Consider the following 23,953-nt stretch of genomic DNA (forward strand, 5'->3'; position numbering starts at 1 on the left):
AGCGTGTTAAGCCCATAAGTTAATGTAACAAATTAATTCATAGTTTTGAGCATTTTTGCCCAAAAAGCTAGCAATTGTTGTTCTTAATTTGCGCACAAGCCTAAAAGCAAAAATCGTGCTAAAATCATCGACCTAGAATTTCCCCCTAGCCTTATCTTCCGTTTTTCTGCTGCTGTTTAAAGTGGCATTGGTTTGTCCATGAATTCGCAAATTGCTCTGATTCAAAATATTGATGCGCTACTCCCTCAAACTCAATGTGGCTTATGTGGTCACCGTGATGGCTGTTTACCCTACGCCAAAGCGATTGCAGAAGGCGAAGCGGCCAATAAATGCGTACCCGGTGGACAACCTGTTGCAGATGCACTAGCAAACTTACTGCAACGCCCTGTATTGACCGCAGAAGCCAGTGTTTGGCCTGTGCAGGCAGATGGACGCCCACAGCGTATGAAAGCGCTAATTCGTGAAGATGAGTGCATTGGTTGTACCAAATGTATTAATGCCTGCCCTGTCGATGCCATTTTAGGCTCAGGCAAACTCATGCACAGCATTTTGACTGATTTATGTACTGGCTGTGAATTGTGTATCCCACCTTGCCCTGTCGATTGCATTGACTTGGTAGAAGATACACAACCCCTGCTTTCTGATAGCGCACGAGTGGCAGAACAGAATGATTTACGCCAACGCTACTACGCCCACATACAACGTGAAGAACAACGTCGTCTGCACCGTAAAGGCCCTGTGGTACGTGCAGAAATTGATACCGAACTGTTTGCTCAATTTTCTGCACAAGCCGATGCTGCTGTGCCTGTGATTGAATTGCCTGTGCAAAAAAATGAACAGATTTCCACTGCCGATGCACAAACCACCATCGAACTGGCAAAATTACGCACACAAATTAAAAAACTCGAAAAACAACTCAGTGTGCGTGACGATGAGAAAAAACGGCTATTACTAACCAATTTACAACAACAGTTACGTGAATTAGGAGCATAAACATGCCCGAAAGAAATACACGTCTGACCAATAAAGCGGTCAAAACAACGGCTGCCAAAAGCACCACGCTCAAAGAAAAGCCGTCTAAAAATATGACCAAAAAGCAAATTCAGACTTTTTTTGAGCGCTTACGTGACCAACGTCCAAATCCGACCACTGAACTGAATTTTTCCAATCCATTTGAATTGCTGATAGCGGTGACCTTATCTGCACAAGCGACCGATGTCAGCGTCAATAAAGCCACCGACAAACTGTTTCCTGTTGCCAATACTCCCGAAGCGATTTATGCCTTAGGTGTGGAAGGTTTAAAAGAATATATTAAAACCATCGGGCTGTATAATTCCAAAGCAGAAAATGTCATTAAAACCTGCAAAATTCTCATCGAAAAACACGGCAGCATCGTGCCTGATAATCGTGCCGATTTAGAAGCCTTGCCCGGCGTGGGACGCAAAACGGCCAATGTAGTGTTAAATACCGCATTTGGACAGCCTACTATGGCGGTCGATACGCATATTTTCCGCTTAGGTAACCGTACAGGTTTAGCTGTAGGTAAAAATGTTTTAGAAGTCGAACACCGTTTGATTAAAGTCATTCCTAAAGAATTTTTAATTGACTCGCATCACTGGCTAATTTTACATGGCCGTTATTGTTGTATTGCGCGTAAGCCTAAATGCGCTGAATGTGTGGTGTCAGATGTGTGTAACTGGCCTGATCGCTTTGAATTTGGTGCACATCGTCATACTACGCTGCATGAAATTCATCACGCGCCCATATCTAAGTAAGTGCTTCGGTAGAGTTTTGCAAAGTGATCTAAGCTTATTGATGACAAGCTAGATCATCAAAGCAATGTGGATTATCCAAAATCGTGTGGATAACTGTGCAATCTATGCACAAGATTGTGCAGAGATGATTTATTTATCCTGAGAATCTTCAGACTGACGTTGTTGTTCTTGCTGTTGTTTAAGTTTCGGATGCAATTGATAGTGCTTACCTGATTTTTTTTCAGCCGAATTCTGAGCTTGTGTGTTGCGCAATAACTTATAGCTCACAAAAACAAGAAAGCCTAAAACGGCAATACTTGCCAATAACATGATGATCACAGCAGCATGTTGCAAAGCACTCTCCCAAACTGACACAAATAAAAAGAGCCCTAATATGAATCAGGACTCTTTTAAAGTCAAAACAAGCTGCCTGTTTAAGCGATTTTATTTTCTTTTAAACAGGCTTGGTCTAAAACCTAGACTTATTTTGCTTGGTCTAAAATAGCAAACAAATCTGCTTGAACTTCTTCAATTGGACGAAGACCATTCAATTTGTTATAGCTTGGTGCATTTTCACCAGAAGCAGCACGACCTTGATAGAAGCCAACCAATTGCTCAGTTTCTGAGTGATACGCTTTTAAACGTTTACGAATAGTTTCTTCTTGGTCATCTGGACGTTGAACCAAATCTTCGCCAGTTTCGTCATCTTTACCTTCCACTTTTGGTGGATTGTAAACAAGGTGATAAATACGACCAGATGCAGGGTGCTGACGACGACCAGACAAACGTTGTACGATTTCTTCGTCTGCAACATCAATTTCAATCACGTGGTCGATATTGATGCCTTCGCTTTCCAAGGCTTCAGCTTGTGGAATAGTGCGAGGGAAACCATCAAAAATACAACCATTCACGCAATCTGGCTGCGCAATACGCTCTTTCACTAAGCCAATGATCAGTTCATCAGATACCAAACCGCCACCGTCCATGACGCTTTTGGCTTGTAGACCTAATTCAGTACCTTCACGAATTGCAGCACGGAGCATATCACCGGTTGAAATTTGTGGGATATTGTAGCGCTTACAGATCAACTGAGCTTGTGTACCTTTACCTGCTCCAGGTGGTCCGAGTAAGATAATGCGCATAAAAAAACATCCTCATTTTAACAATGTATTTGACACTCGTTGCATATCAGAGCCATCGCCCTTTACGCAGCCAGCATCCTCTTATAAGAAAGCGACAAACAAATGTATTAAACCAGCAATAAAACCAGTTACACCACCCAAGACAATTAAAATCCACTCATCTTCCTGAAAGGCAGGACGCAAGAGATTCTGGAATTCTTTTGGCGTCAGTTCACGAATACGATCTCTGAACATTTGATAAATTTTCTGTGCACGGCTCGCATTAAAGGCAGGGTCGCATACAGGCACCATCGTAATTTCAATCGAACGATCAATCAAGTCAGTCTTGAGTTTGGCATACTCTTTTGGCCCCAAAGACAACTGTAAAGAGGTACGAACCAATGGTGTTTCCATAATTTCGTTGATGTGGCGTTTGACAATACGGCGGGTTTTGTCTTTTTTACTGCCATACATCATTTCAGTCATAATCGATTTTAACGTAATCAGATCTTCTGTGACTACCGTTGCAAACACATCCGAGACTTCTTCTTGGCGTTTCATGAACGCACCCTGAATATTATAAGTCCCAATGCGTGGAATCACTGGCTTAATCCATGGAAATTGACGATTTTCAGTCAATTTAAAGAACTGCGGATATTTCACGTAATGTGGTTCGACTGGGTTAAATACCATCCAAATCGCAATCCAGTTGGTCAAGAAGCCCCAAATTGCCGCCCAAAATGGAACCGTCCAGTGCCATGGTACAAGAAACCAAACAATCATTTGGAAAATACCAAAGAACATCCCAATCAATGCACTGATATGCCAAATAAAGTTAATTTCTTTTTGACCGACTTTTAGGAACATACGCACCATTAAGCGGCGATCACCTTCCATTTGGCTGACCACCATTTCACGCATATCCACCAAGGATTCAACATTCAAGGTCAGTTCAGTCACCAATTCACGCAGCACACCTGGCAATTGTTTATGCGCCTGTGCGTAAATACGGCGTTTAATCGAATACGGTAGGTTTTCCCAAAGCACAGCATTGCGGTCTAACATGACCTCATCAATTAAGTGCTCAAGTTCAAAACCCACTTGCTCACCAATAATACGCGCCATATCGTCAGGGTCCATAGCATTGAGAAACTCACGCAATGAACCTAATTTTGACAATGTGTTATCGGTAATGATGCCTGAAATACGCCCTGCTTTACGCGGTACAATCCCCTGCCATCCCACAGGAATAGGCCCAAGGTGAAAGCCCCAAAAGCTAATTGGATAGAACACCATTTTTAGTGCCATCCACACGTGCGCCCAAGTCACAAAAGCAGTCACAGGAATAATACTGAGCACGGCCCAAAAATCTGGACGATTCAAAAAGGTTTGCCACAACTGATTGACGTACTCAAGCATGCATTTTTTCCATATTTAGTTCTAATTACAAGATTCTAAAGTAGTTAAAAGTCACTATTCTGACTACAAACCCATACTGAGCGTATAGGAAAATTGTAGTCTAGGCTCAGTTTCCGCAATCACTCGCCCTTGTCGATCTTCCAATTTTTCACCTGCGCCAATGCCAACACTAAAGCTACTGATGCGTTCAGGGCTCAGTAATACATAAGCCAGATCAATGCCTGCACCTAAACGCGCTTTTTCTTCACCATCCACCCATTTAGATTCTAGGTGTCCTGCGTAAGCGCCAATATAATAACCATTTTTGTCTTTACCTGTGAGGTGGTATGGGTAACGAAAACCTGTTTGCCCACCGACTTCATGGTCACCATTTAAAAAAGCCCCCGCTTTTAGATAGGCAATGCCATAAGGATTGACCCATTCACCATTCAAATGCAGTAATTTTTGGGTAATACCCGCCCCTACATTCCAGGTTTTTGCGCTATCTGCGCTAATTTTTGCTTCAGGTAAAAAAGTAGTGTTCCCAGCAAAGCTAAAACTTGAAAAGGCAAGTAATGCCACGAAAGAATAGACTTTTGTCATTATTGTCACCAGTGTCCATTTGTTTTAATTTTAAAAACAGTCCTGTTTTCGTGTTTTGACTCTAGCAGAATTGTCAGGATTCTTATATACAGCAAATTACAATTTTGATGTCGCTAAAGTCAAAAATTAAGATTGTGCCCATCTTCTAGGTTAAATCGGGCAATTCAGTCAAACATGGTTACTCAAAATTGCCAATAGATGCGTTAGAATAGTCCAAATTCGTTCTCCCTCATTTTTGTTAAGCCAATTTTTGTATGAAACAACACTATCCGTTAAAAAATGCTCAGCAAGAGAAGCGTATTTTTCGCAATCGCATCTTTTTTTCGGTGGGTGTTGTGGTTTTTTTCTTGCTGCTGTTGGTGGCTCGTTATGCCTTTTTACAAATTAGCGGCTACGATGAATTTGCGACTGCATCAGATAAAAACCGAATTCGGCTACAACCACTCGCACCTGCACGTGGTTATATTTATGACCGCAATGGTGTGTTATTGGCAGATAACTACCCTGTGTTCTCAGCCACTTTAAGCCGTGCAGATGTTGAAGATATTGACGATACCATTGCGCGACTGACACCTGTTTTACAATTGACAGAAGAAGATATCGATCGCTTTAAAAGTCGGATTAAAACTTCACGTAAAACTGAACGTGTATCGATCAAGCTGAATTTAAATGAATCGGATATTGCCCGTTTTAGTGAAGTTAAATTTCAATTCCCTGGGGTCAATATTGAAACCCAGATGACACGTTACTATCCGCATGGTGACTTATTTGCGCACGTGATTGGTTATGTCGGGCGCATTAACGACAAAGAACTGAAAGAAATTGACAAAGATGCTTATGCAGGCACCAACTTGATTGGCAAAATTGGGGTGGAGAAATCGTATGAGCACTTGCTACATGGCGTACCCGGCAACGAATCTGTAGAAGCCGATGCACATGGTAATGTGCTGCGCAATTTAGGACGTAAAGACCCTGTACGTGGCAATGATTTGTTTTTGTCATTGGATTATGGCTTGCAAGTGGTCGCCTCTGAACAACTGGCAGAACGCCGTGGTGCAATTGTGGCACTTGACCCACGTACAGGTGAAATTTTAGCTTTAGTCTCCAGTCCGAGTTTTAACCCTAACTTATTTGTCACAGGTATTAGCCATACCGACTACTCTGCCTTACGCGATAATTTAGATCAACCACTCTATAACCGTGCAGTACAAGGTGTTTATCCACCGGGTTCTACCATTAAGCCGATGTTTGGTTTAGGCGGTATTCATTATGGCTATGTCGACTGGAAAACCGCCATTCAGGATTATGGTTATTTCACTTTACCAGGCGACAGCCACCGTTTCCGTGACCATAAAAAAACTGGGCATGGCATTGTCGATATGCACAAAGCTCAAGTCGTGTCGTGTGATACCTACTTCTATGTATTGTCGTATCGCATGGGCATTGAAAAAATGAACGACTGGATGCGTCAATTTGGCTTTAGTGAAAAAACTGGGGTCGATTTACCAAGTGAAAGCACAGGACTCTACCCAAACCCGGACTGGAAAATGCGTACGCGCAAAGCCAAATGGATGAAAGGTGAAACAATTTCCGTCAGTATTGGTCAGGGTGCATTTACCTCGACACCATTGCAATTAGCAATGGCCACCGCCATCACCGCCAACATAGGATTTAAAGTCACACCGCACGTGTTACGTGAAAGTCGTGGCGCGAAACCATTTAAAGTTCACAATGGTACCAACGGAAAAATTGACTTTAACGGCACAGAAGAAGACTGGATTAAAATGCGTGATGCCATGGTTGATGTGATTCAATCAGGTACAGGTAAAGGGATTAAAGGCGGCTTGCAATATTCAGTTGCAGGTAAAACAGGTACAGCACAGGTTAAAAGTATTGCGCAAGGTAAACGCTATAACGAAGCCTTATTGACCGACCGTCAGCTTGACCACGGTTTATTTGTTGGCTTCGCTCCTGCCGAAAACCCTGAAATCGCAATTGCCATCATTCTAGAAAATGGTCGCGGTGGTTCTGCAGCAACGGCTTTGGCGCGTCCAATTTTAGACTATTGGTTACTGAATAAAAATAAAAAGCCAATTCGTCCATCTGCCGCACAAGTGAGTGGTGGCTTAATGACTGCAGGTTTAAAACCAAGTGAATTGCCAAGTGGTGAAGTCCCTTCATCTACTGCACCAAATACGAATAACGTGAATAATCCGAATACAGCAACCAATCACCCTGCGCTCAACCCAAATCCTTCGCAAACTACTCCGAGTTCAGCTCCAACCAATCCACCTGCAACTGCGCCAACAGCAGTTGTACCCACTAACCCAATTGAGAGCGACTAAGCCATGAAAAATCAACTACGCATTATTGGTGGAGAATGGAAACGTCGTCAGTTGGCTTTTGCTTCAATTGAGGGATTACGCCCTACGCCCGACCGAGTGCGCGAAACCTTATTCAACTGGTTAATGTGGGATGTGCAAAACGCCAAAGTGTTAGACCTCTGTTCAGGTTCGGGCGCTTTAGCTTTTGAAGCCCTGTCTCGCGGTGCGGCACACGTGGTCATGATTGAGCCAAACCGTACACAAGCACAGTTTTTACAGCAAAATTTAGAATTATTACGCGTCAATAAAAGCAAAGCACAATTAAAAGTTTCTACCGCACAACATGCTTTGGCGACACTAAAAGATCAGTTTGATTTGGTATTTTTAGACCCGCCTTATAGTTTAGATTTATGGGAAGAATTGGCAGGGTTGGCTGATCCACTCATTGCGGCACAAGGTCTGATTTATGTTGAAGCAGATCGTGATTTAAACCTGTTAAAATTACCGCAGACTTGGCAAAAAGTTAAAGAGAGCAAAGCGGGAACTGTACGTGCGGGCTTATACCAAAAGATTGTTGTTTAAATTTTCTCCTTAAAAGATACGCGGTAATTTTATGACTATCGACACTTTTCAAGAGTCATTTATTAATGTAATATTATAACATTACATATTGTAGTGTTTATCTTCATGAAAGTTCGTTCATCTTTAAAAAGTGCAAAATCGCGTGCCGATTGTCAAATTGTGAAACGTCGTGGCAAATTATTTGTGATTTGCAAATCCAATCCACGTTTTAAAGCAAGACAGGGATAATCCCCTGTCTTTTAGTTTTGATAGATTATTACACTGAAATAGTGTGCTTATTCTGAATAGTAACGTGTATCGACACTAAAACTTTCAGGAAATTTTGCTTGAACCTGCGCATAAAATGCCATGATTTCAGCCATATCTTTTTCAAAATCACCGGTTGGATGCACAATTTTTCCCACACCCGTTTTCTTTTTTGCGTAATCCATATACGCCAAAGCAATTGGCACACCTGCATTTAACGCAACATGATAAAAACCTGTTTTCCATTGTTCTTGACGCGCACGTGTGGCTTCAGGCGTCACCAACATCACCAATTTAGGATGGTTTTTAAATAAGTCCGTCATGAGCTGAACCATACTAGGTCGTGCTTCGCCTGGTGCTTTCGGACGACGGTCTATACCAATACCTCCCATCGCACGGACAAATGGCCCAAACGGCAATTTCATATAGCTGTCTTTAATGGTCAAGCGAACATTAACGCCCAAAGCTTTAAGCCCTAAGCGTGCATATAAGGCATCCCAATTACTGGTATGCGGTGCAGCAATCATCACATATTGGTCTAATTCCAACGGACAATGATTGTCGATTTCCCAACCCATTAAATTTAAGCTTCGCTCAGCTAACTTTTCAAACACAACCGCATACCCCAAATAAAGTGTGCGAATTTTAGCAAGCATCGACAAATACAAAAGTCTAAAACGACGAATAAATAAACAAATACTTTATAAATGTATAAAAATTTCCTGCACTCATCTTATTTTTGTCATTCCATGCAAAATCATACTGTTTTTGCGCTTATTCATTGCTAGATTCAAGCAAGTTTAAAATGGTAAATATATAAATTTACGCACAGTTTGCTGAGTTTTTTACGGTCTAATCCGATGTAATCCTTGAAGTGAAACTTAAAACTTTAAAACATCTGGCTTGTTATGATTTGCTACAAATCTTCATTAAAAATAAGACAAATTGGCTTTTCAGATACAAGGTGAAAGTTTAAGGTGGCAGCAAGACAAGTTTGAAGTTTAGAACATTTATGCTGAATCGTTATCCGATTGCACTCAGTACACTTAGCTTATTTTTAGTAGCTTGCGGATCAACTGATCCAAGCAGGGAATATCAATCCGCTTTGCCTTCTGAGCCACAAATTACGCCCAAAACTGAAGTTCAAAATTCAGCAACTTCATGGACAGGACAAGCTACAGGTAACTTTAGAGCCTTATTGCCTTGTGACAACTGTGAACAGCATGTGATTCATTTACGCCTGAATGATGATCAAACCTTTCAACTCAGCGACATTAAACGCTCGAAACAGCGCCAGCGCGAAAACCAAGTGGCGGGAACGATTCAAGCTGCTCAGGGCAACAATCAGCAAGACAAACAGAACCAACACCCATCGCAAAACACGGCAAATGAATGGTTGCTCAATACAGAAAATGGGCAAGCCTATGCACGTATTCAACTCACAGCTCACGGTCTTCAATTCAGCTTATACAATCAGAAAAAGACACAAAATCAACAGAAAAATGAAACTCAGGTTTTCTTACATCCTGTAGAAAATATGCAAGTCAGTAATGCCCTGAAGCATGTCGATATTCAGGCTGAACACGTACAAAATGTTGAGGTCAAAGAATTAAACGACCCTGTGATGGCACACGATTATTTTCTGGCAATTCACAATCAATCTGATCAAGCATTACAATTACATGCCAATGACTTGGTTTTGGTCGATCAGCAATATCAGGAATATGCTGCTGTAGTCGATCCGCAATTTTTAGAACCGATTCCTACACAACAAAAACAATGGATTAAGGTGTCTTTCCATTACCCTGCTTCTGTACAGGCAGATGTGATCAAAATTAAATAGGTTACAGCTGCTGAATTTTCATAAATAAAGAAACTTCACTTTAAAGTTATTTCTTAAAAAGTGTTTCAGAATTCTTTGATTTTTCTACAGCCATAAAAAAACCCTGCATCAGCAGGGTTTTCTTTTAAACCATCAAGCGATTACGCGTTGAATTGGTTCATTGTGTTTTTCGCATCGTCACCCGCTTTAAGCGCGTTGTCACCAGCGAAGATTTCTTTGTGGTCGTCACCGATGTCAGAACCAGCCATTGCTTGGTGTTTCACACAAGCGATACCACCGCGGATTTCTTTACGTTGTACGCCAGCAACATAAGCCAACATACCTTCAGAACCGAAGTAACCTTGAGCAAGCTCGTGAGTAGAAAGAGCAGCTGTGTGGTAAGTAGGCAGAGTGATCAAGTGGTGGAACACGCCTGCTTCACGAGAAGCGTCTGCTTGGAATGTACGTACTTTTTCGTCAGCTTCAGCAGCCAATTCAGAATCGTCGTACTCAGCGCTCATTAATTTAGCGCGGTCGTATGCAGATACGTCTTTACCTTCAGCAACCCAACGGTCGTACGCTTGTTGACGGAAGTTCAGTGTCCAGTTGAATGATGGAGAGTTGTTGTAAACAAGTTTCGCATTTGGCACAACTTCACGTACACGGTTAACCATGTGAGCGATTTCTTCTACGTTTGGAGTCGCAGTTTCGATCCAAAGAAGGTCAGCACCGTTTTGTAAGCTAGTTACACAGTCAAGTACAACGCGGTCAATTTGAGTGCCTTCACGGAACTGGTACAAGCCAGAAGCTAAACGCTTAGGACGGTGTAATTTACCATCACGCTTGATTAGGATTTCGTCTTCTTTCGCTTCAGAGATGTCAATTTCTTGAGTGTCTAAGTAGCTGATGTATTGAGAAGCGATGTCGCCTGGCTCTTTAACTACTGGGATTTTTTGAGTTAAGTCAGCGCCTTCAGAGTCAGTACGTGCAACGATGATACCGTCGTCAAGACCCATTTCTAAGAACGCATAACGTAACGCGTGGATTTTAGCGATGAAGTCTTCGTGTGGAACAGTTACTTTACCAGCTTGGTGACCACATTGTTTCGCGTCAGAAACTTGGTTTTCGATTTGAAGTGCACATGCACCCGCTTCGATCATTTTCTTAGCTAATAAGTAAGTTGCTTCTTCGTTACCGAAACCAGCGTCGATGTCCGCAATGATTGGCACAACGTGAGTTTCAAAGTTGTCGATTTGAGCAGTGATTTCAGCAGCTTTAGCAGTATCACCAGCGTCTTGTGCTTTTTTAAGTGCGCGGAACAAATCGTTTAATTCTTTTGCGTCAGCTTGACGTAAGAATGTGTAGATTTCTTCGATCAATGCAGGAACAGAAGTTTTTTCGTGCATAGATTGGTCAGGAAGTGGACCGAATTCTGAACGAAGTGCAGCAACCATCCAACCAGAAAGGTAGATATAACGGCGTTCAGTAGTACCGAAGTATTTTTTGTTCGCAATCATTTTTTGTTGCGCAACAAAACCGTGCCAGCAACCTAAAGATTGAGTGTATTTGCTTGAATCAGCATCATAAGCAGCCATATCACGACGCATAATCGCAGCTGTATATTTAGCAATATCTAAACCAGTTTTGAAACGGTTTTGCATTTGCATACGCGCAGCATCTTCAGGACTGATGTCTGCCCAAGTGTTGCCGAATTTTGCTTTTAATTCGCGGATTGCATCAATCGCTGTTTGGTATGTAGTCATGATATTGTACCCTGTAATATTATTTAGGATTTATCAATCGAAGGCTAAATCGCGCTTATGCTTGATTGCTCAGATTTAGAGCACTTCGTTACGATGAATACAGAGTAGAGTGACTGAATGAATTAATCCAATATTCTCGTGTAATTCTCGGTATTTTTTAAAAAAATGTATAGATCAAAGTCTTAATTCACAAAAACAATAAAAACACAACATATTGATTTTAAAAACCTTATTTAGAAAATCAATCAAATATCTTTGCTTACAAATTCATCTCTGTGCCGATATTTTCTGCATTAGACTTAAGTCTTGCATTTCATAAAAAATGCTTGCATTGGCGATTTCTGCCATTTTTTAGCAAAATTTTGCTGCTTTTCAGCGCAATGTAAGTGCATAAGTTTCATACAAAATAGAATCTGCTATCAGTTCTGCCAATGCTTTTAAGTGTTTTTGCATTTAAGATTAAAAAGTATAGATGCAGTACTAGGCAACCTACATTTCTTTAGGAAATAATGATGGGGCTGGCTGTTTTTATTCAGATTTTTTGCTGTTTATCTCGTCGATTTTTTCATCATAATTTATACACAAGCCTTACGGCTTATGGCATAATTCCAATAATTTAGTGATTTTATTTTCGGTATTTATTTTATGAATCTGGAGCGGGTTGATCTTAATCTATTAATTTATCTTGACGTCTTACTTCGTGAAAAAAATGTAACCCGTGCTGCAGAACAATTGGGCGTTACCCAACCTGCGATGAGTAACATTTTACGTCGTTTGCGCAATTTATTTAATGATCCCCTGCTAATTCGTTCTTCTGAAGGCATGACGCCAACTGAACGTGCCTTAGAATTACAACCGCGTATCCGCGATGCCTTATCTGACCTTTCTATGATTTTGGAGCCGCGTACTGAGTTCCGCCCTTATACTTCAAATCGTGTATTTCGGATTATGACCTCCGATTACGCAGAAGCCACATTAGTCCCACGCTTGGTTAAAGCTTTACGCTCTGAAGCACCTAATGTGGTATTAGACTTTTTAACCCCGAGTGATGTGTCTTATCGCGACATGGAACAAGGTAAAGTCGATTTGGCGATTAACCGTTTTAATGAAATTCCACAAAGTTTCCATCAGGTTTTAGTTTGGCGTGATAGTTTTTCTTGCCTGCTCAATCACAAACACCCTGCTGCCAATAACCTGAATTTAAAAAGCTACTTAGATGCACAACATATTTGGGTTTCTAAAACAGGTATGGGCGTTGGTTTTGGTGTGAATCCAGAGAAACAAGCGGGACTGGGTTGGATTGATCAAGCTTTAGAGCGTATTGGACAAAAACGTAAAATTTCGGTGTTTACCCGTCATTATCAAATGCCTGCACTACTCGCGTCTAATGTAGATTTAGTCGCAACCTTACCTACACGTATTGCGCGCTTACAAGCCAAAAGCCAAAGCTTACTGATTAAAGACCCACCATTTTATATTCCAGAATTTGAATTAAAGATGGCATGGTGTCCGTTGTTACATCATCACCCTGCACACCGTTGGTTACGCCAATTGATTTTATATGTAGCGCGCCAAATGATTGAAGAAGAAAACCGTGAGTTTTTACTGAATAACTCTCAATTTTCAGCCTATTAATTAAAAATTCACTGAACTTATTGGCACAAACGCTTATACTCAGATGAGGAATATTTCGATATTCCTCATTGTTTAATCATGATTTAATAAAGATTCAAATTGTTATATTTAAAATAATATAATCCACAGGTGGATTCGTGAGCCTCTTCCAGAATATTGTTATTATCCTCATCCTCATTGTCGGAGCTGGTTTTTTATCGCTGACTGAAATTGCGTTGGCTGGTGCACGTAAAGTTAAACTGAAAATTCTAGCCGAATCAGGCGATGAACGTGCCCAAAAAGTTTTAGACCTACAAGAAAACTCAGCTGATTTTTTTGCTGCCTCACAAATTGGCTTAAACGCAGTTGCCATTTTAGGTGGTATTTTAGGTGAAGGCGCATTCCGTCCTTATTTTTACAACTTAGTTGTTCGCTTCTATCAAGGACCATGGGCTGAAACGCTTAGTTTTGCCTTGTCATTTACCTTAGTGACTTCGCTGTTTATTTTATTTGCCGACCTAATGCCTAAGCGTTTGGCAATGATCGCCCCTGAAAAAATTGCGGTATCGGTGATTAATCCGATTCAAATTTTTATTCGGATATGCAAGCCTTTGGCATGGATGATTAATGCGATTGCCAACGTGCTGTTCCGTTTATTTAAAGTAAATACCACGCGCGAAGACAATATTACATTTGATGATATTTCTGCAGTCATGGATGCAGGCGCTCAAGCAGGTGTTTTACAAAAGCAGGAACATCACTTTATTGAAAACGTGTTTGAACTTGAAGAACGTAACGTGCCTTCGAGTATGACTACACGTGAAAATGTGGTGTTTTTTACCCTAAAGGAATCTGAAGCCAGTATTCGTCAAAAACTTGCAGAATATCCTTATTCCAAATTTTTGGTCTGTAGCGAAAATATTGATGATGTTATTGGCTATGTCGATGCCAAAGATATTCTGGTCAGAATCCTCAATAATCAATCTTTACTGCAACTGAATGAAAGCACCATCCGCAATGTATTGACCATTCCAGATACACTCACGCTGTCTGAAGTCTTAGATCGTTTCCGCTCGACCAAAGAAAAATTTGCCGTGGTGATTAATGAATATGCTTTGGTTGTGGGCGTGATTACCCTGTCTGATATTATGATTACTGTGATGGGCGATTGGGTAACACCTATTGAAGAAGATCAGCAAATCATTAAACGTGATAACAATTCTTGGCTGATTGATGGCAGTACACCAATTGAAGACATTAAACACGCGCTGCAAATTGATGAAATGCCAGATGATGAAAATTATGAAACCATTGCAGGTTTTATGATGTATAAGCTACGTAAAATCCCGCGTCCTGCCGACTCTGTACTTTTTGATGGTTATAAATTTGAAGTGGTCGACGTCGATCATTTTAAAATTGACCAACTTTTAGTGACACGAATTGTAGAAACGCAGGAAATACAAAACAACACTGAAGCAGATGGATAGTGAGATTCCTTGTATTCGTTCAGCCTGATTGCATCTACATTTTCTCGCATTCACAAAAAAGCACCACATCAAAATGAAGTGGTGCTTTTTTAAATCTGAACTGATACTTCTGAAATTTAGCTGAATATCTATTTAATATTTGCTGATCAATTCATCTAATACCGCTTGATAGTGAATCGCAATATCTTCAGCTAGAATTTTATAGACATTGTCGAATTGCACCATCGGCCAGCCCTCTTTCCAGAAAGGAAAAATGTTGTGCAAATCATGCGTCACCACAGCATCTTCACGCACAATCGCTTGTGCAACCTGAGCCAATACTTGTGCAGTTTCTGTGCCATCAATGGCTAAATAATCAATGCCACGTGCTTTTAAAATACGTACACGGTCTTTTTTATAACGGATTTTTTTCATTTGCGCTTCGTTTAACTGCAAAGCCAAACTTACTGCTTCTACAAATTTGCTTTCGAATGACTGATTCAATGCCACCAACGCTGCTTTATGCGCTTCCTGACGACCTGCTTTCCCACCATTACGGATAATTTCTTTTGCCTCTGTGTCTAGCTCATCACTTTTCATAGACTGCAAAATGTCGAGTATTTCGATATCACTTAATGATTCAGGAGATTGGTCAATCATGTACTGCCCTTGGACAAAAAATAGCAAAACGCTATTTTCGCACAATTTAGCTAAAAGCTCGACACATTCCGAAGCAATTGTTCACACAAGGCAGTGCTGCACCTATTACAGTGCAGCAGTTTAAAATTGATCTTTCAGCTTTGATCGTCCTTGTTTATTTTAAATTTCTTATTGTTCCCTTAGTTTTTCTCCTGAATTTTACCGTCTATTTAAAACCCGTTATTTCAAATGAATAATCCAATAAATAACAGGTTTAACTTTTCAACTCACTTGTACTTTTTAGTAAAAAATAATTAACAGGTTGCTCTTTACACTTAATACAGGTTTTCGCGTTTATCATGATCGAGGCGGTCAATATAGCGTTCTAAATGTAGCATCGCATGATACATTTTATTTAAGTTCCGAACATTGATTTGCTGACGAACAATATTTTTGTGTAACCGTTTTAATGCACGTAGACTGTGTTTTGGCGTATATGCAGATAAAATTTTCATAAGCCTGCTCTCTCTATCAAATTATTTTACATGAACCATTTTGTTATCTTGAGAATGAATTCAATGAATATAAAGATAAGCTCTATTATTGACAGGGTGTGTCCTACACCTCCTTAATATTTGACTATTTGGAAAAATTTTATTGTGTTAAATTGTAGTTTAAAGGAATATTTATGTAATTATGATTAAAATAATTGCTAAAAAAGATTCAAAAAATCTTTGTTAAAATCTTCTATAAAAATATGCATAAAAAACTGACACTCGGTCAGTTTTTTATGCGGGCTGATTTTAAATTTTGAGTCTTTAAATCACTTCCACCACTACTTTGCCCACATGCTCACCTGTATCCATTTCGGCATGTGCTTGTTGAATTTGATCAAACTGGAAAGTTTTATAAATCATTGGCAGACATTCGCCTTTTGCTAACAATGGCCAAACAATCTCTTGCAAGCCTTTGGTAATTTCAGCTTTTTCTGCAGTATTGCGGGCGCGCATGGTCGAACCCGTAATGGTAAGACGCTTCATCATAATTTGACCAAGTTTTACTTCTTTGGCTTTTGCACCACCTAAGAATGCGATATACACCAAGCGACCATCACGACGTAATAAGTTTAAATTACGTTCCAAATACGGCGCACCAACAATATCTAAAATGACATCGACCCCAGCATTGTCTGTCGCTGCATTAATCACTTGTTCAAAATCTTGTGTCTTGTAATTAATTGCTGTGGTGAGATGTGAAATTGCTTGTACTTTTTCATCTGAACCTACGGTTGCAAAGGTTTTTAAACCTAAGGCATTGCACAGCATTAAAGCAGTTGTACCAATACCACTGGTTCCACCATGAATCAGCGCCGTTTCACCTGCTTTGGCTTTACCCATTTGGAATACATTGGCCCACACAGTAAAAAATGTTTCAGGTATCGCAGCGGCTTGTACAAAACTGACACCTGTTGGAATTGTCAAAGTCTGGCTTTCTGGTACAACACAATATTCTGCATAACCACCACCATTGGTTAAGCCACACACTGCATCACCAACTTTAAATTGGCTAACATCTGCACCCACAGCAACTACTTCACCTGCTACTTCTAAACCTGGCACTGGCGTCACGCCTTTAGGCATAGGATACAGACCCTGACGCTGTAAAATATCAGGACGATTCAAACCAAAAGCATGTACTTTGACCAAAACCTCATTGGCTTGTGGCTCAGGTATTGCAACCGTTTCATAGGCTAATTTTTCTGGGCCACCTGGTTCTGTAATAATAATCTGCTGCATTGTGTTTTGTGTCATGGCAAATCCCTGATTGTTTGATGCTGATATGAATTCTGACTATTTGAACATAAAACAGCAAAGCATTAAAACCCAGATTAACTTAGGTATAATTCTCATGCCGTGGTGTTTCATGCGTGATTAAATTTTTATTTATGATTAAAGAGTATGTGATGTCAGAAATTGTGGAATACAACGAAAATAATTACCGTGAGTTTGAATATGAAACAGGCGTTGCGGTGATTCGTTTTTATGCGACGTGGTGTACGCCTTGTGTTCAAAATGCACCATTTTTTGAGCAGCTTGCCCAACTTTTTGATGCTTCGGTAAAGTTTGGCAAAGTGAATGTCGATCAATCTCCAATTTTAACTTTGCGTTATCAAGTCTTTGGTTTACCGACCACTCTGATTTTTAAAGATGGGCAAATTGTTGAACGACTGTCGGGCAATGTTTCTGTCGTACAACTTCAACAAAAAATTCAGAGCTATCTTTAAGCCATGTAGAGTAGCGTCAACATATTAAGTTTGAATTACTACCTGATCGCGTCCTGCATGTTTGGCTTGATACAAATGCGCATCTGCAGCTTTCATAAAATCATCCACGTGCGTATACGCTTGTGCGCGAGTCATCCACGCTACACCGATACTTAAAGTCACATATTGTTTATGGTCTTCTCGTGCTACATGCTCAAAAGCTGCATCACGCACAGCCTGCAAGACCTTTTGCATGAGTGGTGCAATCGCAGGTTGCGGAATATCGTGCAGTAAAATGGCAAATTCTTCACCCCCATAACGTGCCACAAACGCATTTTTAGGCAAAATATCTTGTAAAACTTTAACTAGGTTTTGCAGAATTTGATCGCCTTTTAAGTGCCCATAATGATCATTGTATTTTTTAAAATAATCGACATCGAGCATCGCAAAGACCAAAATATGTCGCTTATTTTGCAAGGTTTCAAAATACAAACGCTGAATTTCTTCATTTAATGCACGGCGATTATATGCCCCTGTTAATGCATCGGTTTTAATCTGTATTTCCAGTTTTTCATTCAAAAGACTGAGTTGTTCAGTGCGTTCCTGCACTTTTAAATCTAACGAGCTGTTTAAATGAATCAGTTTTTGGTTCAAGCGTTCAATGCGCAAGTTATGGTAGGCATAATTTCGTGCCTGCTGAAACATGATAAGCAATGCATAAACACTGGTCGAAATAAAAGATAAATGAATGGAATTGACCAAATTCAGCATTAATAAAAAATCATGAATAAATGTGCCACATAGAATAATTACTGCCCAAAAATTAATTTTGGAATAATCCTCTCCTGAACGCAGGGTTTGATAAAATCCATAAGCAAAATTTGCCAAAATCAAAACAAAGAAAAATGAACTATAAAATGCCAATTGCTGAAAAATAGTGGGTTCTGCCCACAGCGTCACCCCAATATTAAAGCTCAATAACAGCATTGCCGCGCTATATACCCAACGATGCAAATAGCGCGAACTGAGCAAAAACATATAACTCAGGAAAAATAAAATCGCTAAAAAACTAAATAAATATTCGAGTCTTATTCCCCAAGACCAACTTAAATTCAGGAAAGTGGTATAGGCATAGGGCGGAGAAAATAAATTATGTAATGCTAGAAAAACAATAAACAAGCCAAAAATAAAAATACGCTTGGTCTTGCCGCCATTTGCAAGACTAAATGCCGAAAACATCAAGGTAAACAAACCAATACCAAGTACTGCCCCACAAATCATGGCAATACTCATCATCAAACGCTGATATTGTTGATTGATGGTGCGACTTAAACCAATTTTCATTGGATTTTTTAAACCACCTTGCAAGCTCTGAAAGCTAGACGCTTGAATGGTCAGGGTAAAATATTCACTTTCAGGAACAAAATATGCAATTCGTGGGGCATTTTCGGTTTGGTGACTACTCGCATCTGCACCGACTGTGCCAACACGCACCAGTGGATCGCCATTTAAAAATACCCGATAGGCGCCATATTGGTTGGGAATCCAAATCGCAATACGTCTGCCTAGAAATTCTTTTGGAATTTGAAAGTGCCCAATAAAAGTGCCGTAAGTATTGGCATTGCCCATTAAATCTTCAAATGAAGCAGGCAATTCAACGGTATTCGATGCCAGTACCGCACTGGGTTCTTGAATCAATTGTTGCGGATAAAACAACCATCGCCCAGTCAAAATACTCGATTGATCTTCAGTAAATTGAACAGAATTGAGCAGTTGTTGATGTAGATAGTAAGATTCAGGTGCAGACTCATACTGCGCCAACACACGCGGTGGTGTGAGTACACTGCACAGTAAAGTTAAGAAGAGTAATGCACACTTGTGCCACATCCGAGTGAAATTCAAAAATGCAAAAGCCCTATTGTGCTTGTTTTTTAATCTAATCGTTCTTGCACTAAATTTGAAGTAAAAAATTAAGTCATTTATGCTAGACCTTACTGGCATCGGATGAATGACTTAAATTCTAGCGGTTTGGCTAAGTTGAGAGGTGTTTATTGATCGCGTGTTTTCACATCATACAATTCAATTTCAAAAATCAAATTAGAATTAGCAGGAATGATATTGCCCATTTTGCGCTCACCATAAGCCAAATGCGCAGGTACGATCAGTTTGCGTTTACCACCCACTTTCATCCCCATGATGCCTTGATCCCAGCCTTTAATGACACGACCTGTACCAATCACGGTTTCAAAATAGTTACCACGGTCTAAGGATGAATCAAACTTGGTGCCATCTTCCAACCAGCCTGTGTAATGCGTAGTAATTAAAGCGCCTTTAACCGCTTCTTTCCCCTCACCCACCACCAAATCAATAATTTCTAATTCTGCACTCATGTTCATCTCCAAATATTTGCACTTCGATGTTTAAGATAATTTCCAGCTCGTGCAAGTGTTATTGCAACTGTGTCCACTCAATCTGAGCCTGTGCCTGATCGCCAATCAATGTCCATTCGCCATCCATTACATTCAACTGCAATTGCATGGTACGTTCGCATAAAGCTTGAACGGCTTCGGTACTCGCTGGCGATAGTTGCCACACTTCAACATTATTTAAAGTTTTGATTTTACTGTTACGTTTGTACCATTCATCTACCGATGAACCATAAGCAATAATCGCAACTTGCTTACAACGCGAACTGGCTTTTTTGACTTTGTCTTCATCTGGGCAACCGACTTCAATCCACTTAATTAACTGCCCTGTTAAGTCTTTTTCCCACAAAGCAGGCTCATCGGTTTCAAATAAATCTTTGGTAAATTCCAAAGCTTCATCTGCATAACGTGCGAATGCCAAAATACGCACCATCAATCGCTCAATAGTTTCAGAAGGATGCAATGCCATGGTGAGCTGATAGTCACCGTATTGATGCACATCCATATTGGCAATGTTCAAATCTGCCTTATAAATTGTCGCTTTCAGCGCCATTGTCTATTCCTAAAACTATGTTTAAATTTGCCACTAAGCATAATGGATTTTCTGTGATTTTGCTGTATCGTTTGCCCGATAACGTATAGATTTCAGTCTAGAACCGCAGCAGCATCGACCCGATACGCCAATAGTTCAGCCTCAAATTTTTCCCAATCACGCTCGCTTTGATAAATAATTTCCAACCGATTGTCTATGCCTTCATCGGTAGATTGATAATTAAATTGCTGCGGATTGAAGTTGAAACTTTCCCAACCCTGATTGGTATAAAAAATTCCTTTAATACGCAGCCAATCTTGCTGTTCACAGAGTAAATCTAATAAGGGATAAAAGTCGAATTGCCAACGTTTAGGCAATTTCCAACCTGCGACTGCATATCCTTGTGCAGTTTCGACATAGTGATATGGCAATTGTTTGATTTCTGCAGACTCTTGCAGATTTGTAGAGCTGACCTTCTGTTGCAATTTTAGCAACGGCTGAATTTTACGCTGTGTACCGACATACGGTATATCCATTTCGGTCAAAGCCAGATGACCCTGTTCTGCTTTCAACCATTTTTGCGCGTAGGCTTGATATTCCTGTTGTAGTTGTATGAGGGCTTGCTCATCTGCCGCCTGCATTTGGTCTGCATGTGACACCACAATAATTTGTGCAGCTTTGAGCTGATCGGCATACAGGTTTTGCTGCGTCCACGCCTGATCATGCAAACGCGAACCATCTACTACCGTCACCAAGGCGCGCATCGATAAATGCGTATGCCAATGTGGTTCGGTCAGTTGTTCCAAGAGTTGCGCAGGATGCCCCAAACCTGTCGGCTCGATGAATAAACGGTCAGGCTTCGCTTCGGACAATAAACGCGACAAAGCAATTTGCATAGGCAATTGGCTGCTACAACATAAGCAACCGCCCAATAATTCTTTGACTTGATAACCCTGTTGCTGAGGTAAGAGTTGTTGATCGACCCCGATTTGTCCAAATTCATTCATCAGCACCGCCCAAACTTCATGTTCTGGTTTTTGGCTGAGTAACTGTTTCAATAAGGTGGTTTTTCCTGCACCGAGAAAACCAGAAATAATATGCGTCGGGACTGCTTTTTGTGGTGCAATTAATTTCAAAATAAGCTCACTTTATTGAATTTCAAACAACTCAAGCATGCTAAGCAAGTTTAGCGATTAGTTCAATCTGAATCTAAACACACTGAAATTTATTCATTTCAGCACATCTATCACCATCATGATTTGAAAAATTCGCTTACATTTATTACGTGATGATCTGCAACTTATTTGGGGAAATACACGAGTTTTAGCCGCTTGATGTTATGTTTTATTGCCAACCACGCAATTTTATTGCGGAAAACACAGCCATTTTGATTGGATTTGACTGCATATTTAAAACAAAAATTACCAAACTACGACCTATTCATCATCATTGTGCGGTTCAAGTAACCGCCATTGTTTTGCTTTGTTGCAAGCATTGATCCCATAGCTTTGGCTCTTTAGCATGAGTTCCTGTTCAGCCCGTTCAAATCAGGTGATGACTGACTTGAACACTTTAGCCGCAATAAGTTTTTTTACTTAATGCTTGTGCTGAGCACTCCCTACTACTCATGAAAAACTTTAAATAAGGATGCCAAACCATGAAATTGACACAAATTTTACTCGCTTCAACTTTTGCTTTTGCCACTGCAACTACTTTTGCTGCAAAGGCTGAATCGACAGCAACAGAACAGGAAAAAGTGGTTGTTTCAACGCAGGAAACTGTGGCTGGACCTGCTTCAGAACAAGCTGCTGCACAACCTGCATCTGAAGCTAGCACTGAAACACCAGCAGCATCGACCCAACAACCTTAAAAAAACCGATACGTTTTAAAATGTAAATTGAATACAAAAACTGAGTTTTAAGCCACTCTCTCGCTTTACTCAGTTTTTGTTTATCTACAAAGCCAATCAATATTGCCTTGGACAAAATTAAAAAATAGGCACAAAAAAACCTGTCTACAATTGCAAACAGGTTTTCAGCTAAATTTGATGAAAACTTAGGTTTTTTCAGTTTTCTTATAAATACTGCAAGATGGATGATGATTTTCTTGCAAACGCGCAACTTTGCGTTGCTCCGCTGCTTCAAAGCGGCATCGTTTCCAGTCGTTGTCTAATTTCAACGCAGGGATTTGTTTTGGTTTACCATTTTCATCCACTGCAACCATAGTGAAGTAACAGCTGTTGGTATGGCGCACTGTACGCTTTTGGATATTTTGTGCTTCTACACGAATCCCAATTTCCATTGAAGTACGACCGACATGGTTCACACTAGCAAGGAAAGTCACCAATTCACCCACATGAATCGGCTCTTTAAAGTTCACTTTATCAACCGAAAGAGTCACCACATAACTACCCGAATAGCGGCTTGCACATGCATACGCCACTTGGTCTAATAGTTTTAAAATTGTTCCACCATGTACATTCCCTGAGAAATTTGCCATGTCGGGTGTCATTAACACGGTCATGGTTAATTCTGACTGGTCATCTAACACTGGGGCAATTTGATCTAATGGTGACATCGCGTTCTCTAGACTCTTTTAAAGACAGTAAGATATGAGCGTATTATTATATCGCGTTTATAAAAGTTTGAATGTTCATTTCGGCAACAACTGCATCATTATTATTTATATTGTTTATGATAACATTTATTTAAAATTATAAGACTAAAGACTAAGACTCCCAAGCTGTTATTTTTTAATCCATTTCTGATTTTTTAGAATATTTGTTCAAATTGAATATTACGTGAATCCCCCTGATTCAAGTGTTCAAAAAACAATCTAAAATCTTTTATTCAATGGATTATTCAAGCAAATTTCGGCGAATTTACACAAAAAAAGTTCAATTTCCCCGTAAATTTTCAAACTTCGCTGCGACATTTAAGCCAAGCGCAGCATTTCCTGCGACACATTGCTATAAGTCAAAGTTTGTTCAGTACTCAGTGCAGCTTCAATCACATAAGAACCATCTGGATTAATCATCGTCACTGTAAAAATAACTTGCTCCATAGTAGCAAGTTTCACCTGCTGTCCAATTTCAAAGCCGTGCATGAAGTATCCCCTCGATTTTTTATAAAGTTTTAAAGTCCTGAAGCACAAAAGTTAGGCTGTCTTGGAAGCATGTTCAATTGGTAAACTGCTTAAAAAACTAATTCAGTAAATGCTGCATAGAATAAATGGAAACAGTGCGAAAGAACACGCTAAAAAATTGATTTTAAGTCTAAATACCTCATCTCAGTATTTAGATATCTTTAGGGTATCTTTATTTTTAAACTATAATATCAAATACTTACAAAGAATAAATCTAAGCAATCTAACATTAAAGTTATTTTTATCAAGCACCTAA

General features: G+C 40.1%; 25 protein-coding genes. 10 read left to right on the forward strand and 15 right to left on the reverse strand.

The window, feature by feature from the left end; translation table 11 throughout:
* Nucleotides 1-198 precede the first annotated feature (198 nt).
* The gene (locus tag FTT71_RS03330; RefSeq protein WP_004970712.1) at nucleotides 199-993 is read left to right on the forward strand and encodes an RnfABCDGE type electron transport complex subunit B; all 795 of its coding nucleotides are present in this window, start codon (nucleotides 199-201) and stop codon (nucleotides 991-993) included.
* Between the two features lie 92 nt (nucleotides 994-1,085).
* Entirely contained in the window at nucleotides 1,086-1,775 is a 690-nt protein-coding gene (nth, locus tag FTT71_RS03335) for an endonuclease III (RefSeq protein ID WP_154321249.1), read from the forward strand.
* A gap of 129 nt (nucleotides 1,776-1,904) precedes the next feature.
* Here the strand turns inward: nth and FTT71_RS03340 are convergent, their stop codons facing one another.
* The 4 genes from FTT71_RS03340 to FTT71_RS03355 form a co-directional block, all read right to left on the reverse strand.
* Entirely contained in the window at nucleotides 1,905-2,129 is a 225-nt protein-coding gene (locus tag FTT71_RS03340) for a hypothetical protein (RefSeq protein WP_225543532.1), read from the reverse strand.
* 107 nt (nucleotides 2,130-2,236) lie between these two features.
* Nucleotides 2,237-2,896 carry an adenylate kinase gene (gene adk, locus FTT71_RS03345; protein WP_004970717.1) on the reverse strand — a complete coding sequence of 220 codons (660 nt, stop codon included), beginning with the start codon at nucleotides 2,894-2,896 and terminating at the stop codon, nucleotides 2,237-2,239.
* An 81-nt stretch (nucleotides 2,897-2,977) separates the two neighbouring features.
* Nucleotides 2,978-4,294 carry a hypothetical protein gene (locus FTT71_RS03350; RefSeq protein WP_167846149.1) on the reverse strand — a complete coding sequence of 439 codons (1,317 nt, stop codon included), beginning with the start codon at nucleotides 4,292-4,294 and terminating at the stop codon, nucleotides 2,978-2,980.
* 63 nt (nucleotides 4,295-4,357) lie between these two features.
* A complete protein-coding gene (locus FTT71_RS03355) occupies nucleotides 4,358-4,876 on the reverse strand; it encodes a hypothetical protein (protein ID WP_004970721.1) in 519 nt (172 codons plus the stop codon).
* 254 nt (nucleotides 4,877-5,130) lie between these two features.
* Here FTT71_RS03355 and mrdA point away from each other — a divergent pair, with 254 nt between their 5' ends.
* The 3 genes from mrdA to ykgO all read left to right on the forward strand — a co-directional run bounded on the left by mrdA (nucleotide 5,131) and on the right by ykgO (nucleotide 8,010).
* Nucleotides 5,131-7,221, forward strand: coding sequence for a penicillin-binding protein 2 (mrdA, locus tag FTT71_RS03360; protein ID WP_180160703.1), 2,091 nt, complete (start codon nucleotides 5,131-5,133; stop codon nucleotides 7,219-7,221).
* Between the two features lie 3 nt (nucleotides 7,222-7,224).
* Entirely contained in the window at nucleotides 7,225-7,782 is a 558-nt protein-coding gene (gene rsmD, locus FTT71_RS03365) for a 16S rRNA (guanine(966)-N(2))-methyltransferase RsmD (protein WP_004970724.1), read from the forward strand.
* A 105-nt stretch (nucleotides 7,783-7,887) separates the two neighbouring features.
* Entirely contained in the window at nucleotides 7,888-8,010 is a 123-nt protein-coding gene (gene ykgO, locus FTT71_RS03370; RefSeq protein ID WP_026438469.1) for a type B 50S ribosomal protein L36, read from the forward strand.
* A 47-nt stretch (nucleotides 8,011-8,057) separates the two neighbouring features.
* Here ykgO and FTT71_RS03375 read toward each other — a convergent pair whose 3' ends face one another.
* Entirely contained in the window at nucleotides 8,058-8,684 is a 627-nt protein-coding gene (locus tag FTT71_RS03375) for a 1-acyl-sn-glycerol-3-phosphate acyltransferase (RefSeq protein ID WP_104852321.1), read from the reverse strand.
* 356 nt (nucleotides 8,685-9,040) lie between these two features.
* On the opposite strand from FTT71_RS03375, the gene FTT71_RS03380 reads away from it, so the two are divergent.
* Nucleotides 9,041-9,871 carry a copper resistance protein NlpE N-terminal domain-containing protein gene (locus FTT71_RS03380; RefSeq protein ID WP_180044384.1) on the forward strand — a complete coding sequence of 277 codons (831 nt, stop codon included), beginning with the start codon at nucleotides 9,041-9,043 and terminating at the stop codon, nucleotides 9,869-9,871.
* 140 nt (nucleotides 9,872-10,011) lie between these two features.
* Here the strand turns inward: FTT71_RS03380 and FTT71_RS03385 are convergent, their stop codons facing one another.
* Nucleotides 10,012-11,613 carry an isocitrate lyase gene (locus FTT71_RS03385; protein ID WP_180044386.1) on the reverse strand — a complete coding sequence of 534 codons (1,602 nt, stop codon included), beginning with the start codon at nucleotides 11,611-11,613 and terminating at the stop codon, nucleotides 10,012-10,014.
* Between the two features lie 645 nt (nucleotides 11,614-12,258).
* On the opposite strand from FTT71_RS03385, the gene FTT71_RS03390 reads away from it, so the two are divergent.
* Nucleotides 12,259-13,248, forward strand: coding sequence for a LysR family transcriptional regulator (locus FTT71_RS03390; RefSeq protein ID WP_004977282.1), 990 nt, complete (start codon nucleotides 12,259-12,261; stop codon nucleotides 13,246-13,248).
* 137 nt (nucleotides 13,249-13,385) lie between these two features.
* Nucleotides 13,386-14,714, forward strand: a complete 1,329-nt coding sequence (locus FTT71_RS03395) for a hemolysin family protein (RefSeq protein ID WP_104852324.1) — start codon at nucleotides 13,386-13,388, stop codon at nucleotides 14,712-14,714.
* A 132-nt stretch (nucleotides 14,715-14,846) separates the two neighbouring features.
* On the opposite strand, the gene FTT71_RS03400 is transcribed toward FTT71_RS03395, so the two are convergent.
* The 3 genes from FTT71_RS03400 to FTT71_RS03410 form a co-directional block, all read right to left on the reverse strand.
* Nucleotides 14,847-15,353 (reverse strand): hypothetical protein, encoded by a 507-nt coding sequence (locus FTT71_RS03400; RefSeq protein WP_004977287.1) that lies wholly within the window; start codon nucleotides 15,351-15,353, stop codon nucleotides 14,847-14,849.
* A gap of 314 nt (nucleotides 15,354-15,667) precedes the next feature.
* Nucleotides 15,668-15,847 carry a hypothetical protein gene (locus FTT71_RS03405; protein WP_096901477.1) on the reverse strand — a complete coding sequence of 60 codons (180 nt, stop codon included), beginning with the start codon at nucleotides 15,845-15,847 and terminating at the stop codon, nucleotides 15,668-15,670.
* A 303-nt stretch (nucleotides 15,848-16,150) separates the two neighbouring features.
* The gene (locus FTT71_RS03410; protein ID WP_180044388.1) at nucleotides 16,151-17,143 is read right to left on the reverse strand and encodes an NAD(P)H-quinone oxidoreductase; all 993 of its coding nucleotides are present in this window, start codon (nucleotides 17,141-17,143) and stop codon (nucleotides 16,151-16,153) included.
* Nucleotides 17,144-17,295: 152 nt separating this feature from the next.
* Here FTT71_RS03410 and FTT71_RS03415 point away from each other — a divergent pair, with 152 nt between their 5' ends.
* Nucleotides 17,296-17,616 (forward strand): co-chaperone YbbN, encoded by a 321-nt coding sequence (locus tag FTT71_RS03415; RefSeq protein WP_004977299.1) that lies wholly within the window; start codon nucleotides 17,296-17,298, stop codon nucleotides 17,614-17,616.
* Between the two features lie 24 nt (nucleotides 17,617-17,640).
* On the opposite strand, the gene FTT71_RS03420 is transcribed toward FTT71_RS03415, so the two are convergent.
* From FTT71_RS03420 to FTT71_RS03435, 4 genes are all read right to left on the reverse strand, one after another.
* Nucleotides 17,641-19,482: a GGDEF domain-containing protein gene (locus tag FTT71_RS03420; RefSeq protein WP_218946014.1), complete on the reverse strand. Its 1,842-nt coding sequence runs from the start codon at nucleotides 19,480-19,482 to the stop codon at nucleotides 17,641-17,643.
* 161 nt (nucleotides 19,483-19,643) lie between these two features.
* Nucleotides 19,644-19,985, reverse strand: coding sequence for an FKBP-type peptidyl-prolyl cis-trans isomerase (locus FTT71_RS03425; protein ID WP_004977304.1), 342 nt, complete (start codon nucleotides 19,983-19,985; stop codon nucleotides 19,644-19,646).
* 58 nt (nucleotides 19,986-20,043) lie between these two features.
* Entirely contained in the window at nucleotides 20,044-20,574 is a 531-nt protein-coding gene (locus FTT71_RS03430) for a YaeQ family protein (protein ID WP_004977306.1), read from the reverse strand.
* A gap of 92 nt (nucleotides 20,575-20,666) precedes the next feature.
* Nucleotides 20,667-21,689 carry a GTP-binding protein gene (locus FTT71_RS03435; protein ID WP_180061171.1) on the reverse strand — a complete coding sequence of 341 codons (1,023 nt, stop codon included), beginning with the start codon at nucleotides 21,687-21,689 and terminating at the stop codon, nucleotides 20,667-20,669.
* A 521-nt stretch (nucleotides 21,690-22,210) separates the two neighbouring features.
* Between FTT71_RS03435 and FTT71_RS03440 the strand changes: the two genes are divergently transcribed.
* Nucleotides 22,211-22,423 carry a hypothetical protein gene (locus tag FTT71_RS03440; RefSeq protein WP_096901473.1) on the forward strand — a complete coding sequence of 71 codons (213 nt, stop codon included), beginning with the start codon at nucleotides 22,211-22,213 and terminating at the stop codon, nucleotides 22,421-22,423.
* A 185-nt stretch (nucleotides 22,424-22,608) separates the two neighbouring features.
* Here FTT71_RS03440 and FTT71_RS03445 read toward each other — a convergent pair whose 3' ends face one another.
* The gene (locus FTT71_RS03445) at nucleotides 22,609-23,130 is read right to left on the reverse strand and encodes an acyl-CoA thioesterase (protein WP_019837477.1); all 522 of its coding nucleotides are present in this window, start codon (nucleotides 23,128-23,130) and stop codon (nucleotides 22,609-22,611) included.
* 357 nt (nucleotides 23,131-23,487) lie between these two features.
* Nucleotides 23,488-23,658 carry a hypothetical protein gene (locus FTT71_RS03450; RefSeq protein WP_165492551.1) on the reverse strand — a complete coding sequence of 57 codons (171 nt, stop codon included), beginning with the start codon at nucleotides 23,656-23,658 and terminating at the stop codon, nucleotides 23,488-23,490.
* Nucleotides 23,659-23,953: the final 295 nt, after the last annotated feature.

The sequence above is a fragment of the Acinetobacter sp. YH01004 genome, from assembly GCF_013420455.1.
GTDB lineage: Bacteria > Pseudomonadota > Gammaproteobacteria > Pseudomonadales > Moraxellaceae > Acinetobacter > Acinetobacter towneri.

What these genes read in the sequence shown, in the direction of transcription:
- FTT71_RS03330 (WP_004970712.1), top strand. Translation starts at nt 199, where the DNA reads ATGAATTCGCAAATTGCTCTGATTCAAAATATTGATGCGCTACTCCCT.
- nth (WP_154321249.1), top strand. Translation starts at nt 1,086, where the DNA reads ATGACCAAAAAGCAAATTCAGACTTTTTTTGAGCGCTTACGTGACCAA.
- adk (WP_004970717.1), bottom strand. Translation starts at nt 2,896, where the DNA reads ATGCGCATTATCTTACTCGGACCACCTGGAGCAGGTAAAGGTACACAA.
- FTT71_RS03350 (WP_167846149.1), bottom strand. Translation starts at nt 4,294, where the DNA reads ATGCTTGAGTACGTCAATCAGTTGTGGCAAACCTTTTTGAATCGTCCA.
- FTT71_RS03355 (WP_004970721.1), bottom strand. Translation starts at nt 4,876, where the DNA reads ATGACAAAAGTCTATTCTTTCGTGGCATTACTTGCCTTTTCAAGTTTT.
- mrdA (WP_180160703.1), top strand. Translation starts at nt 5,131, where the DNA reads ATGAAACAACACTATCCGTTAAAAAATGCTCAGCAAGAGAAGCGTATT.
- rsmD (WP_004970724.1), top strand. Translation starts at nt 7,225, where the DNA reads ATGAAAAATCAACTACGCATTATTGGTGGAGAATGGAAACGTCGTCAG.
- ykgO (WP_026438469.1), top strand. Translation starts at nt 7,888, where the DNA reads ATGAAAGTTCGTTCATCTTTAAAAAGTGCAAAATCGCGTGCCGATTGT.
- FTT71_RS03375 (WP_104852321.1), bottom strand. Translation starts at nt 8,684, where the DNA reads ATGCTTGCTAAAATTCGCACACTTTATTTGGGGTATGCGGTTGTGTTT.
- FTT71_RS03380 (WP_180044384.1), top strand. Translation starts at nt 9,041, where the DNA reads ATGCTGAATCGTTATCCGATTGCACTCAGTACACTTAGCTTATTTTTA.
- FTT71_RS03385 (WP_180044386.1), bottom strand. Translation starts at nt 11,613, where the DNA reads ATGACTACATACCAAACAGCGATTGATGCAATCCGCGAATTAAAAGCA.
- FTT71_RS03390 (WP_004977282.1), top strand. Translation starts at nt 12,259, where the DNA reads ATGAATCTGGAGCGGGTTGATCTTAATCTATTAATTTATCTTGACGTC.
- FTT71_RS03400 (WP_004977287.1), bottom strand. Translation starts at nt 15,353, where the DNA reads ATGATTGACCAATCTCCTGAATCATTAAGTGATATCGAAATACTCGAC.
- FTT71_RS03405 (WP_096901477.1), bottom strand. Translation starts at nt 15,847, where the DNA reads ATGAAAATTTTATCTGCATATACGCCAAAACACAGTCTACGTGCATTA.
- FTT71_RS03410 (WP_180044388.1), bottom strand. Translation starts at nt 17,143, where the DNA reads ATGACACAAAACACAATGCAGCAGATTATTATTACAGAACCAGGTGGC.
- FTT71_RS03415 (WP_004977299.1), top strand. Translation starts at nt 17,296, where the DNA reads ATGTCAGAAATTGTGGAATACAACGAAAATAATTACCGTGAGTTTGAA.
- FTT71_RS03420 (WP_218946014.1), bottom strand. Translation starts at nt 19,482, where the DNA reads ATGTGGCACAAGTGTGCATTACTCTTCTTAACTTTACTGTGCAGTGTA.
- FTT71_RS03425 (WP_004977304.1), bottom strand. Translation starts at nt 19,985, where the DNA reads ATGAGTGCAGAATTAGAAATTATTGATTTGGTGGTGGGTGAGGGGAAA.
- FTT71_RS03430 (WP_004977306.1), bottom strand. Translation starts at nt 20,574, where the DNA reads ATGGCGCTGAAAGCGACAATTTATAAGGCAGATTTGAACATTGCCAAT.
- FTT71_RS03440 (WP_096901473.1), top strand. Translation starts at nt 22,211, where the DNA reads ATGAAATTGACACAAATTTTACTCGCTTCAACTTTTGCTTTTGCCACT.
- FTT71_RS03445 (WP_019837477.1), bottom strand. Translation starts at nt 23,130, where the DNA reads ATGTCACCATTAGATCAAATTGCCCCAGTGTTAGATGACCAGTCAGAA.
- FTT71_RS03450 (WP_165492551.1), bottom strand. Translation starts at nt 23,658, where the DNA reads ATGCACGGCTTTGAAATTGGACAGCAGGTGAAACTTGCTACTATGGAG.